13 protein-coding genes are annotated in these 12,410 nt (G+C 43.3%); 4 read left to right on the top strand and 9 right to left on the bottom strand.

The window, feature by feature from the left end:
• Positions 1–19: 19 nt before the first annotated feature.
• A complete protein-coding gene (gene eutC / locus AB4375_RS17020) occupies positions 20–889 on the bottom strand; it encodes an ethanolamine ammonia-lyase subunit EutC (RefSeq protein WP_017067008.1) in 870 nt (289 codons plus the stop codon).
• On the bottom strand, positions 882–2,294 hold the full coding sequence (locus AB4375_RS17025; RefSeq protein ID WP_017061645.1) for an ethanolamine ammonia-lyase subunit EutB: 1,413 nt from the start codon (positions 2,292–2,294) through the stop codon (positions 882–884). Before AB4375_RS17025 ends, eutC begins: the two co-directional genes overlap by 8 nt.
• A 200-nt stretch (positions 2,295–2,494) precedes the next feature.
• Between AB4375_RS17025 and AB4375_RS17030 the strand changes: the two genes are divergently transcribed.
• On the top strand, positions 2,495–3,415 hold the full coding sequence (locus AB4375_RS17030) for a helix-turn-helix domain-containing protein (protein ID WP_017067657.1): 921 nt from the start codon (positions 2,495–2,497) through the stop codon (positions 3,413–3,415).
• Positions 3,416–3,519: 104 nt separating this feature from the next.
• Here the strand turns inward: AB4375_RS17030 and folM are convergent, their stop codons facing one another.
• From folM to folK, 4 genes are all read right to left on the bottom strand, one after another.
• A complete protein-coding gene (folM, locus tag AB4375_RS17035) occupies positions 3,520–4,236 on the bottom strand; it encodes a dihydromonapterin reductase (RefSeq protein ID WP_372052096.1) in 717 nt (238 codons plus the stop codon).
• Positions 4,233–4,871: a GTP cyclohydrolase I FolE gene (folE, locus tag AB4375_RS17040; RefSeq protein WP_048611743.1), complete on the bottom strand. Its 639-nt coding sequence runs from the start codon at positions 4,869–4,871 to the stop codon at positions 4,233–4,235. Before folE ends, folM begins: the two co-directional genes overlap by 4 nt.
• Before the next feature lie 18 nt (positions 4,872–4,889).
• Positions 4,890–5,261, bottom strand: a complete 372-nt coding sequence (folX, locus tag AB4375_RS17045) for a dihydroneopterin triphosphate 2'-epimerase (protein WP_017067658.1) — start codon at positions 5,259–5,261, stop codon at positions 4,890–4,892.
• A 97-nt stretch (positions 5,262–5,358) separates the two neighbouring features.
• Positions 5,359–5,856 (bottom strand): 2-amino-4-hydroxy-6-hydroxymethyldihydropteridine diphosphokinase, encoded by a 498-nt coding sequence (gene folK / locus AB4375_RS17050; RefSeq protein ID WP_372052097.1) that lies wholly within the window; start codon positions 5,854–5,856, stop codon positions 5,359–5,361.
• A gap of 57 nt (positions 5,857–5,913) precedes the next feature.
• Between folK and AB4375_RS17055 the strand changes: the two genes are divergently transcribed.
• Positions 5,914–6,096 carry a hypothetical protein gene (locus AB4375_RS17055; RefSeq protein ID WP_017069772.1) on the top strand — a complete coding sequence of 61 codons (183 nt, stop codon included), beginning with the start codon at positions 5,914–5,916 and terminating at the stop codon, positions 6,094–6,096.
• 589 nt (positions 6,097–6,685) lie between these two features.
• Positions 6,686–7,654 (top strand): GGDEF domain-containing protein, encoded by a 969-nt coding sequence (locus AB4375_RS17060; protein WP_017069771.1) that lies wholly within the window; start codon positions 6,686–6,688, stop codon positions 7,652–7,654.
• Between the two features lie 93 nt (positions 7,655–7,747).
• On the opposite strand, the gene AB4375_RS17065 is transcribed toward AB4375_RS17060, so the two are convergent.
• From AB4375_RS17065 to AB4375_RS17075, 3 genes are all read right to left on the bottom strand, one after another.
• Positions 7,748–7,876 carry a hypothetical protein gene (locus tag AB4375_RS17065; RefSeq protein WP_277815076.1) on the bottom strand — a complete coding sequence of 43 codons (129 nt, stop codon included), beginning with the start codon at positions 7,874–7,876 and terminating at the stop codon, positions 7,748–7,750.
• A gap of 122 nt (positions 7,877–7,998) precedes the next feature.
• A complete protein-coding gene (gene pflB / locus AB4375_RS17070; protein WP_017069769.1) occupies positions 7,999–10,296 on the bottom strand; it encodes a formate C-acetyltransferase in 2,298 nt (765 codons plus the stop codon).
• 232 nt (positions 10,297–10,528) lie between these two features.
• Positions 10,529–10,873 carry a multidrug efflux SMR transporter gene (locus tag AB4375_RS17075; RefSeq protein ID WP_017069768.1) on the bottom strand — a complete coding sequence of 115 codons (345 nt, stop codon included), beginning with the start codon at positions 10,871–10,873 and terminating at the stop codon, positions 10,529–10,531.
• Positions 10,874–11,195: 322 nt separating this feature from the next.
• On the opposite strand from AB4375_RS17075, the gene AB4375_RS17080 reads away from it, so the two are divergent.
• Complete coding sequence (locus AB4375_RS17080) at positions 11,196–12,344, top strand: S-(hydroxymethyl)glutathione dehydrogenase/class III alcohol dehydrogenase (protein WP_017069767.1); 1,149 nt, start codon at positions 11,196–11,198, stop codon at positions 12,342–12,344.
• The last annotated feature ends 66 nt before the right edge of the window (positions 12,345–12,410 follow it).

The following is a 12,410-nucleotide window of genomic DNA, read 5'->3' on the forward strand; positions in this document are numbered from 1 at the left end:
ATCCCTCTATTTTTGTCTTTTATCCAATTAAAAAATTGCCTGTGTGCTTGTCTTCTAACTGCTCACCACCTTCTTCCTCGATACTCGAACGGTCTTTAAGGTTGACCCCAGAAAGCTCTAGCCGACGAGCTTCCTTCAATAGGTATACCGCTCGCTTACACGCATCTTCATAAGCCAACCCCTGTGGGCGAATATTAGAAATGCAGTTCCTATCAGAGTCTTTTGCTCCTCTTCTTGCCTGCCAAGTCAGGTACATACCCATGCTATCTGGAGAGGTCAGTCCCGGGCGTTCACCAATCAAAACCACCACCATCTTGGCTTGTAAGCACTCGCAAACATCATCTCCTATTGCCACTCGGCCCTGCCTCACAACAGTAATAGGAGCAACATGCCACGGCACTTCGTCTTCCCCTAATAAAGAAAGCAGATGCTCAATGACTGGATTTGCATGATTTTGAATGGCAATTGAAGACAAGCCATCAGCCACTACTATCGCGAGATCAAACGGGGGAGACTCTGAATGAAGAACGGCTTGCAACTGATTCCAACAGACGTCATCAAGCTCACGACCAAGATCCGGCCTTTGCAAATACATGAATCTGTCTGTCGCTTTGCTGTGCGCCTTAATTGGTGCCTGAGAAGTGTGTTGAATGACCGAGTTTGATTGAGCGATGAGCTCAACCAATGAATCCACATCTAAAGCACAATGAACGGCATCCATCGCCTGTGCATGGTCGAGTTGAAATGAAAGCAACTCTTTAGTTGGAACGCTATTTCCACTTCGACCCAGTGCAATACGTGCCGATGTAAAACCTTTAAGCTCGTGCCAAGGGTTTTGAGTTACCAACTTAGAAGCAGAATGTTTTGCCATAGAGACCACCTTACCCATGTGCGGGGCCTCCATTAAGTTGTGCTAGAGCGCCAGCAAATGAGCCGGAGAGTCGTTCATTTAGGCGCACATCTTTTACATCATCAAAAATCTGCATCTGAGTTAGCCACTCCTCAAACTCCGGCGCAGGTTTTAAACCCAACACCTTGCGTGCATAAAGTGCATCATGAAACGAGGTTGTTTGATAATTGAGCATGATGTCATCGGAACCCGGAATCCCCATAATGAACGAGCACTCAGCGACACCGAGCAATGTCAGTAAGTTATCCATATCATTTTGATCGGCATAGGCATGGTTGGTATAGCAGATATCACACCCCATCGGCAGGCCAAGCAATTTGCCACAAAAATGGTCCTCAAGCCCTGCTCGAATAATCTGTTTTCCATCAAAGAGATATTCAGGGCCGATAAAGCCGACCACGGTATTAACCAACAATGGATTAAAATGACGCGCTACGGCATAAGCCCGTGTCTCACAAGTTTGTTGGTCCACACCATGAAAAGCATTGGCAGAGAGAGATGTTCCTTGTCCTGTCTCAAAGTACATGACGTTACTTCCAACGGTGCCTCGGTTCAGCGAAAGCGCCGCTTCGTTTGCTTCTTTAAGGATCGAAAGGTTAATACCAAAGGTATCGTTCGTACCTTGAGTGCCACCAATAGATTGAAAGACGAGATCCACCGGAGCGCCCATCTCAATCGCTTCAATCGTGTTTGTAACATGGGTTAATACGCAAGATTGGGTCGGGATCTGGTAGTGTTGAATGACCTCTTCCATCAGATTCATCAACTTAATTGCCTGTGGTACATTATCTGTTGCGGGATTAATGCCGATCACAGCATCACCATTGCCATACATCAAACCATCAAAAATACTGGCGGCAATGCCATTGAGAGAATCGGTTGGATGATTGGGCTGTAAACGGGTGGATAAACGACTAGGCAAGCCAATGGTGTTACGAAACGCAGTCACTACCCGACATTTTTTGGCGACTTGGATCAAATCCTGATTACGCATGATCTTACTCACTGCAGCCACCATTTCTGGAGTTAAACCAGGACGCAGCTTTGCAAGCGTGAGACTATCGGCTTCATCACTTAGCAGCCAGTTCCGAAAGTCTCCCACTGTAAGGTGATCAATCGCTTTAAACGCCTCTCTATCATGGCTATCAATGATTAAACGAGTAACTTCATCACTTTCATAAGGGATCACCGCTTCATTTAAAAACGTCTTTAGGGGCAAGTCTGCCAGTGTCATCTGAGCTACAACACGCTCTGCAGCAGAAGTCGCAGATACACCAGCCAAAACATCCCCTGAACGCTCTGGCGTAGCCTTTGCCATCAGATCTGCTAACGACTCAAAGTTAAAAACCAGGTGCCCTTGTTGTCGGCGATAAGCTGCTGTCATAAATTCCCTCTTCATAAACTGGTTCAGTTCTTGCTCAATAACCTTTTGTATATATGAGTAATTAAGCGATTTTTGAACCGAATGAATATCAAGAATCGGCAAACATAAAAAAGCATTAATAAACATAAACTTAAAGACACACTGTACTAATATGGGTCACATGGGTAGGTCATGGAATGATGAGAAAGGATGAAGAATTGATGCGTTATGCACCTAATTTGTGCACATTCAACACATTTGATGCAAATCAGCAGGCAGCCAGCCTCTTTAACTGGCAGCAAGAATATGACCAACTGAGTCAAGGAAGTTTTCTAGGTCAGATCCGTGAACGAAAATTTTCTCACGTGCACCTATTTCGAGAAGACAGCAACCGAAAGCTTAAGCAGCAATGTCGTATTAATGAAGGGATTTGGTTAGGGATCAGTGCTAACGATAGACCTTTACACATCAATTACGCACAAGGTAATCCTGATAGTATTTTGATCCGTGAGGCTGGGGCGGATTTTGAGCTACTTACGCCAGAAACCTTTTCTATTTATGGGTTAGTCATAAGCCCTTCACTGGTTGAAATGATTCAGCAACAGCTAGAGATTGAATCATTAAACAGCAAGAGCCACTTTCTTGGTTGCTCTCAACACTACACCCAACAAATAAAAGCTTACTTGAGCTTACTACTCTCCCCGAGTCAATCTCGCTGGTCTTTTCAAACTCATCAATCCATTGTTCAAGATATGTTGGTCGAATTGTTCGCTCAATCGTCTAATCAAAATATGCAAAAAACCAATGCCTCACAGCGTGAGAACACAATGCGTCGAATTAGGCAGTACCTAGATAACTCGCAGTACCGTAAACCCGTCACCGTGTCTGAACTGTGCGATGCGGTTTATGTCAGTCGCCGTACGCTGCAATACACCTTTGAGTCCTGTTGTGACATATCACCAAAACAATTTATACAAAATGTACGTCTCAACCAGGTACGGCGCATTCTGCAAAATCCGAGCGAACAACGGTGCATCAATGAAATCGCCTTTGACTTTGGTTTTTTTCATCTGGGATATTTTTGCCAAAGCTACAAGCAGTTGTTTGGTGAGTCGCCCATGCAAACACGTTCTAATGTCTAAAACCCAAAAAGTGTCGAGGGACAACTTAAAAAAATGTAGTTAGACGATATGAAAGACGAATAGATTAGTTGACTATCCTGCCTCAAGATCACAACGCATGAACTTCACTTCAAGTGCCTGCCGCCATCAAGGTGCAAAGTCCTTCCTGTCATATAGTGACTAGCCAAAACAAACTTAATGCCATCTATTACTTCTTCAAAGCCTGCCTCTGCGGGAATCAGTGCTTTTTTCAGAGCTTTGGTTTTGTACGCCTCGTCATCATGTTCATTGAATTTTATCATGGCAGGAGAGACAGTATTGACTTTCACCTTGGGAGCCAACATCGCTGAGAACGACAGCGTCAGGTTGTTGAGTGCAGCTTTACTGGCCGCGTAAGCGATGTGTTTTTTACTGCCTTTTTCCGCAACGTAATCACTGATGTGGATGATGTCCGACGTTTTATCGCCAGACATTAATTGGTCTTTGAGCATTAAGTTAACCAGATAAGGCACGGTAGCGTGAACCGTCATCATCTGGTTCATGATTTGTAATGCGTTTTCACTGGGATTTTTTTTGTTCTCCGGTTGCCAGTCGGAAGCGTTATGGATGATGGCTCGAATCGCCTTATATTCTTGACCAACATAATGCAAAAAACCCTCTAAGCTACTTTGTTGATAAAAATCTACCTGTTGCAAGTCGGCTCCACTGTCGCGCAGTATTTTCAGCTGGGGATAGTCGCTTCGGTAAGTGCCAACGACTTTGTATCCGTCAGATATAAGTTGCTGCGCCAGAGCGAATCCTAAACGCTTCCCCACTCCAGTTATTAGAATCGTTTCACTCATCGTAAAAACTCAGCTCTAGTTTGAGGGTTAGTTTTGAAACTGCCACCAAGCGCGGTTGTGGTGGTTTCAGAGTTAGCGTCCATAACGCCTCTCGATTTAACGCAGTAGTGAGTTGCTTTAATCGTCACAGCCACATTTTCTGTTTCAACCAGAGCCTGTATCGCGACCAGGATTTGTTGAGTAAGGCGTTCTTGAACCTGCGGACGCTGAGCAAAGAATCGAACAATACGGTTTATTTTAGATAGCCCAAGAATCTTGGATTCTGGGATATAAGCCACTTGTGCTAAACCATCGATGGTGATGAAGTGATGTTCGCACGTCGAAGTTAAATCTATATCCGATACCTTAACCATTTCATCAACTGACATTTTGTTGTCGATAACACTAATTTTGGGGAAGTTATTGTAGTCGAGCCCTGAAAATATCTCGTGAACGTACATCTTTGCAATGCGATGAGGTGTTTCAGCGAGACTGTCATCGGTTAAATCCAGCCCGAGCGTACTGACAACTTCCGTCAAAAGCCCTTTGATGCGGTTGTACTTCTGGTCGGGGTTCATTTCGCTCGATGTCATCGGGGTTTCTAGTCCCTTTTCGAGCAAAGCTTCTCTTACTTTTTCAGCTTCTGTGGTTAGCATTGAGTCGCTCCTTATGAATTAATCTTCGAGTTCTGCTTCATAGCTCAGGGTGAGCGAGACGGAATCGGCGAAACGTAGAGCATGAGGCTTGTCAATTCTCACTTGAGCGTATCGGACCCATGAATGGTCGATACAAATACCGAGTACGTCGCTGGTTAACTTTTCTAAAAGCAGAAACCGTCCAGATTCAACATGTTCAATAATTTTTTTGCAGATATTTTTGTAGTTAAGTGCGTTCTCCACATCATCAGAGAGGCAAAGGTTGTTCGCGGGATAATGGATCTCCGCATTTATGACGATGTCTTGCTGCTTGGTTTTTTCTTCTTCGTTGAAGCCGATGAAGGTTCTTAATCTGAGATTTGTGATGGTGATAATCGCATTGTGATTCATAACAGTTTCCGATCCTTAGAAGGTAGAGTGAGTTACGTGCCTATTAGAGGAAAAGATCAATAAAGCTCAAGCGTTCTGTTTAAAGCAGTTACAGGGACTAAGTGAAGCTGACCTCGAACGGTATAAGTTCGGTTTTCTGACTCAGCTGATCGAAGTTGTTCCAGAGATGCTGAAAAGAGATATCTAGAGTGGGATGAAGTTCTTGCGCGGCAACATCAACTAACGGTCGAAGCACAAAAGCGTACTCGGTGATTTCACCTCGCGGCAGCTCTACTCGATCGATAGTGCCCACTTCGTTACCGTAAAGAAGGATATCGATATCCATCGTGCGCGAAGCGTATTCTTTAGTTTCACGCTTGCGGTCATTCTCTAATTCGATTTGATGCAGAACCTTAGCCAGTTCAGCGATAGAAAGGTCACATTCAAACCCAACGACTAGGTTTAGGAAGTTGTCTCCTTCAAAACCAACAGGCTCACAATCGTAGAAATTAGAAATGTTCAGAGGTGCAAAGTGACTATTCAACGCTTTGAGAGATTCTGTGATGTGATGTTCGCGGTTAATGTTGCTTCCGATGCTGACATAGACGGTGGACATATTGTTTTCTCCCTTTTAGCTAACCTCTTACGTTGTAAGTCGCTAGGAAGATCAGCTATGGATCCGTTTGATGTAGGGAGGGTAAAAGAAAATCTCCCGACAACTCATATAGAGTTCGGTTCTGAGTCGGAAAGGAGGACTTTTGAACTAGAAAATGCCACGGGCGAAAATTCAGCTTATGAAGGTTCTGGACAAAAGCTTGCTAGAGTTATTGTACTAGTCGATAGTAATACACATTAGATTTTGTAGGGGTAGTGAAGGAATCTAACGAATGCCCTCACTCCATTGACCATCACATGTGTTACCCGCAGTGGTTTAACCTTTTAATTTGTAGCCAAATTAACTATTTCACTACACCACGTCACAGACTATTGTAATATTTACATCACACCGCCAAAAAGAAAGTAACACGATGATTTAAAAAGAAAATCAAACAAGACTCCATAATGATACCCTTCCTTATACCCTGTAATTACTAAGATGCATAATATACAGGGGAATAGCATATTAAATACCACTATTTTAGGAAGCTACACTCTAAAACTATTTATGGTTACTTTTGAAGGCAGAGAACTCCAAACAACTGGTGGAATGTGACCGTAACAATTTACTCGCTAAGTCGCAATGGGGCACATTGCGAGATAGAAAATGTTGTTGGTTCACTCTAAATTAGTGGCCAAATTCACTTAGCCACAACATACCAACTTCGATTGGCTTAGGTAATGAAGGTAGTGACTTGGTTTAGGTGGCCAAGTCAGCTATCTTTCATATTGACGGACAATTTAACGCTGACATTTTGTGAGCCCCCGAAAAATAAGAGAGCAGATATATGCAAAGTAATTTCCTCAGTCACTTCATGTCCTTATTATCTATTACTAGCGATTACATCTACTTTAAGGATATGAATTATAGGTTCATATTGTGCAGTCAGAACTTTGCAGAGCTTGTCGGGAAAAACTCATGGAGGGAACTTCACGATAAAGATGACTTTGATCTGTTTCCTCATGAACATGCATTAATGTATCGTAAGGAAGATGAGAAAATAATCGAAGGTCGAATACAGAAAACAACCTCAATCGAACCTTATACAGATAATGAGGGAAATGAGGGCTGGGTATCTACCTGTAAATGGCCTCTTTACAAAGATGGAGGAAGTGAGTTGATAGGAATGTTCGGTATTAGTCGTGATATTACTGAGCAAGTAAAGCTTCAAAAACTTCTTGACCTTAAGGAAAAAGAATTAGTTGAGGCAAATATAAAATTAAAGGAGCTTAGCGAGATTGATCCTTTGACAGGGCTATATAATCGTCGTATTTATTCAGCATATTTAAAAAAAATTTCAGCCTTAGCAATGCGATCTGGTGAGCCCTTGTCACTTCTGATTATAGATATTGATAATTTCAAAAACTACAATGATAATTATGGTCATGCTGCGGGGGATACAACGCTAAAGATAATTTCTAGCCAATTAAGAAAAAATGTGTATAGAGATTCTGATCTACTAGTAAGGTATGGTGGAGAAGAGTTTGTGGCTGTATTGCCCAATACTAACCTCCGTGATGCAAAACATGTCGCAGAAAGAATAAGAAAAAATATACAAGCTGAAGCAATGACTCATGAATACTCTACCGATGCAGGTGTTGTCACGGTAAGTATTGGCATTTCTACTATCAAAGGAAAAGTTATTGATACCGATAACTTGTTTTTACAAGCTGACAATTCCCTTTATAAGGCTAAAACATCGGGAAGGAATAGGTGTGAAGCCTTTTGTTGTGGATTAGCAAATTTGGTTAGATAGTTAGAGTTCTAGGCATGAAAAAAAGTAAGTCAAATGATGCTTTAGTGAAGAGTTTGTTCAATCGGTCGAAACACACAATGGGGCACAAACGTTTTAGAGTCGTAGCACTAAGGTGTTCTTGTCCCAAAGCGACCTTATCAACATAAAAAACAGGTGAATGATCAGCACACCCGAAAGAATCAAAGCGATACCAATCACCGCGTAAATATCGGTTTTGCTCATATACCAGCCAAGACAACGCGACGTCCAACAACATGATTACCGCCATACTCGACGCACAAAAAAGCGCGAGAGACGGATGTCATTCTCGCGCTTTTTAGGACCGTATAACTTGAAGTTTACGGTTAGATCTTAGCAGTAAACGTACGGCTAATTACATCTTGTTGCTGCTCACGTGTTAGCGAGTTGAATCGTACTGCGTAACCCGAGACTCGGATGGTTAACTGTGGGTATTTTTCTGGATGTTCGACGGCATCCAACAACATGTCACGGTTAAGCACGTTCACGTTAAGATGTTGCCCACCCTCAATACGAATCGATCCTGCACTTTCTTCATGGTGGAAGTAACCATCCATTAGTGCTGCTAGGTTCACTTTTTGGCTTAGATCATCTTTACCTAGTGCATTTGGTACGATTGAGAAGGTGTAAGAAATACCATCTTTAGCGTACTCGAACGGCAGTTTGGCAACTGAAGAAAGTGAAGCCACCGCCCCTTTCTCATCACGACCGTGCATTGGGTTTGCGCCCGGGCCAAATGGCATACCAGCGCGGCGACCATCAGGCGTGTTACCGGTTTTTTTACCATATACAACGTTTGAAGTAATCGTAAGGATAGATTGAGTTGGAACCGCTTCACGGTAGGTGTTCCTTTTCTGAATTTTCTTCATAAAACGTTCAACCAAATCACAAGCAATATCATCGACACGTGAATCGTTGTTGCCGAATTTTGGATATTCGCCTTCAATATCAAAGTCGACAGCGATGCCATCTTCGTTACGTACTGGTGTTACCTTCGCGTATTTGATAGCCGCTAACGAGTCAGCAACAACCGACAGCCCTGCAATACCACAAGCCATTGTGCGATGAACATCGCGATCCATCAATGCCATTAACGATGCTTCATAGCTGTAACGGTCATGCGAGTAATGGATCACGTTCAGCGCAGTGACGTATTGCGTTGCAAGCCAATCCATCATGTCATCAAAGCGAGGCATTAAGCGGTCAAAATCGAGAACTTCATCTTCGATACGAGCAACTTGAGGACCAACCTGCATGTTAGATTTTTCATCAACACCACCGTTAATGGTGTAAAGCAACGCTTTAGCAAGGTTTGCACGAGCACCAAAAAACTGCATATGTTGGCCAACCACCTGCGGGCTTACACAACACGCAATCGCGTAATCGTCGTTATCAAAATCCGCACGCATTAGATCGTCGTTCTCATACTGAAGTGATGAGGTTTCGATAGACACTTTAGCCGCGTATTGTTTAAACGCGATAGGCAGTTGTTCAGACCATAGAACCGTCATGTTCGGCTCTGGTGCTGGGCCCATCGTGTGCAATGTGTGCAAGTAGCGGAAAGTCGTTTTGCTAACCAGAGTACGACCATCAACGCCCATACCAGCCATTGCTTCTGTTGCCCAAATTGGGTCGCCAGAGAACAATGAATCGTATTCAGGAGTGCGTAAGAAACGAACCATACGAAGCTTCATGATGAAATGGTCAATCAACTCTTGCGCTTGTTTCTCATCAATCAGACCAAGTTTAAGGTCACGTTCGATGTAAACATCTAGGAAGGTTGATGTGCGGCCTAGCGACATCGCAGCACCATTTTGAGACTTAACCGCAGCTAAGTAGCCAAAATAGGTAAACTGGATTGCTTCTTGCGCAGTACGAGCAGGAGAAGACATATCAATGCCGTACTTCAAACCCATTTCTCGCATTTCATCAAGGGCACGAATTTGATCAGTAAGCTCTTCACGTAGACGCAATGTCTTATCTAAATCACCACCCGTTTCAAGCATCTTCTGAGTCGATTTGAACTGCTCATTTTTGTCTGATTTTAGGAATTCGATACCGTATAAAGCAAGACGACGGTAGTCGCCAATAATGCGTCCACGACCGTAAGCATCTGGCAGACCAGTAATAATACCAGAACGGCGACATGCTTTAATTTCGTCGGTATAAAGATCGAACGCTACTTGGTTATGTGTTTTGCGGTACTCAGTGAAGATCTTTTCGATTTGTGGCTCTAATTCACGACCGTACACTTCGCACGACGTTTTCACCATTCGAATACCACCATTGGCGATGATGCCGCGTTTCAGTGGTTTATCGGTTTGTAGACCCACGATTTTTTCGAGGTTTTTTGCAATGTAACCTGCATCGTGTGAGGTGATAGTGGAAACGATATCAGTATCAAAATCGACAGGGGCATGAGTGCGGCTTTCTTCTTTAATACCCTCTAGCACCGATTCCCATAGCTGTGTCGTCGAGTCCGACACGTCCGCAAGAAAAGACTCATCGCCTTCATAAGGGGTGTAGTTTCGCTGAATAAAATCACGTGCATTAACGGATGTTTGCCAGTCGCCAGCTTGAAATCCCGTCCAAGCTTCCATCATATCGGTTGTCGGAATAGTCATAATGACCCCCTAAGTTATTGATAAAAAGATAATATCTATGATTATTTATAATCATTGGTTTCTGCTGGCTATACTAAACCGACCAATCTATGAGTAAAGTGAGCTGTTTTCATAAAATACATGCGCAAAATGCATTTATTGGAATTACTATATTATATTCAATACCTTAAGTTGAAGGCTAACTACTCTAGATTCCAATTAGTTTGTTCCTTCAGAAGTAGGAAATAGACTCTTAGTGACTCACCGACGTTGAAAACAGGTTAATGATCACCACACCAGACAGAATCAAAGCGATGCCAATGATCGCGTAGATGTCTAGCTTTTGCCCGTAGACCAACCAAGATAACGCCGCGACTAACACAATCCCTGCCCCACACCAAATCGCATAGGCGACACCCAGAGACATAGTTTGAACCGTGAGAGACAACAGATAAAAAGCAAAGCCATAACCGACGAGTACTGCGGCGGTAGCAGGAAGGGAAGTAAATTGCTGCGTTTTAGGCAATAAAGAAGTCGCGACAACTTCAAGCACGATGGCAAGTGACAGCATCACTGGAGGCGGAAGAGATAAAAGCATGTATGAGTCCACAACATTAAATACGGCGCTCAGAATATTGTAGTTTTATTTCCAATTCATGTGATTTTCAGTAAGCAATTATTATGACGTACCTTAAAAATTCTTAAGTGTGACTTTCGGTTAACACGAGGAACCTAAATGCTCTATTATTACAAATACGTAATAATCATTTTCTATTTAAGGGGATTATCAAAACATGCACTCACACCTATACTAGCTCCAACAAAACGAGAGAGCGGAAACAATTAAGCTCAACTACACTTAACGGGTTGAATTTAATTGCACAGTTATCCGCTGTACTGACATATATAGGAAACATCCAATGACAATCGAAATTAAACCTGGTCAAACGCATATCAAATCAAAAGCAATGGTTGCATGGGCAGCTGGCGAGCCACTAAAAATGGAAGAAGTTGATGTACAACTTCCTAAAGCTGGTGAGGTTCTAGTTCGCATCGTTGCTACTGGTGTTTGTCACACTGACGCATTCACATTATCAGGTGACGATCCAGAAGGTATCTTCCCTTCTATTCTTGGTCACGAAGGTGGCGGTATCGTTGAGATGATCGGCGAAGGCGTGACAAGTGTCGAAGTTGGCGACCACGTTATCCCACTTTACACAGCAGAGTGTGGCGAATGTAAATTCTGTAAGTCTGGTAAAACTAACCTATGCCAAGCGGTTCGTGAAACGCAAGGTAAAGGCCTAATGCCAGACGGTACAAGCCGCTTCTCTATCAATGGTGAGACAATCTTCCACTACATGGGTTGTTCTACTTTCTCTGAGTACACTGTACTTCCAGAAATCTCACTAGCGAAAGTAAGCAAAGAAGCACCACTTGAAGAAGTTTGTCTTCTAGGTTGTGGTGTAACAACGGGTATGGGCGCTGTATTAAACACAGCTAAAGTTGAAAAAGGCGACAACGTTGCTGTATTCGGCCTAGGCGGTATCGGTCTTTCTGCAATCATTGGTGCTCGCATGGCTGGTGCTGACCGCATCATCGGTGTTGATATCAACGAGAGCAAATTCGAGCTAGCTAAACAGCTTGGCGCGACAGACTGCATCAACCCAATGAACTTCGACAAGCCAATCCAAGAAGTTATCGTTGAGATGACAGACGGTGGTGTTGAGTACTCTTTCGAGTGTATCGGTAACGTAAACGTGATGCGTCAAGCGCTTGAGTGCTGTCACAAAGGTTGGGGCGAATCAGTCATCATTGGTGTCGCAGGTGCTGGCCAAGAGATCGCAACTCGTCCATTCCAACTAGTGACTGGTCGTGTATGGCGTGGCTCTGCTTTCGGTGGTGTTAAAGGCCGCTCTGAGCTTCCAGAAATCGTAAACCGTTACATGGCGGGTGAGTTTGGCCTTCAAGAGTTCATCACTCACACAATGGGTCTGCAAGACGTAAACGAAGCATTCGACCTAATGCACAAAGGTGAATCTATCCGTACTGTTCTACACATGGATAAATAATACCAATCGTAGTAAATAACTGGTCATTCTAGCTTGTTAAAACACTCGATAACGGCGTTAGAAATT

This window comes from Vibrio sp. 10N.261.51.C6, assembly GCF_041471785.1.
Taxonomy (GTDB): domain Bacteria; phylum Pseudomonadota; class Gammaproteobacteria; order Enterobacterales; family Vibrionaceae; genus Vibrio; species Vibrio crassostreae_C.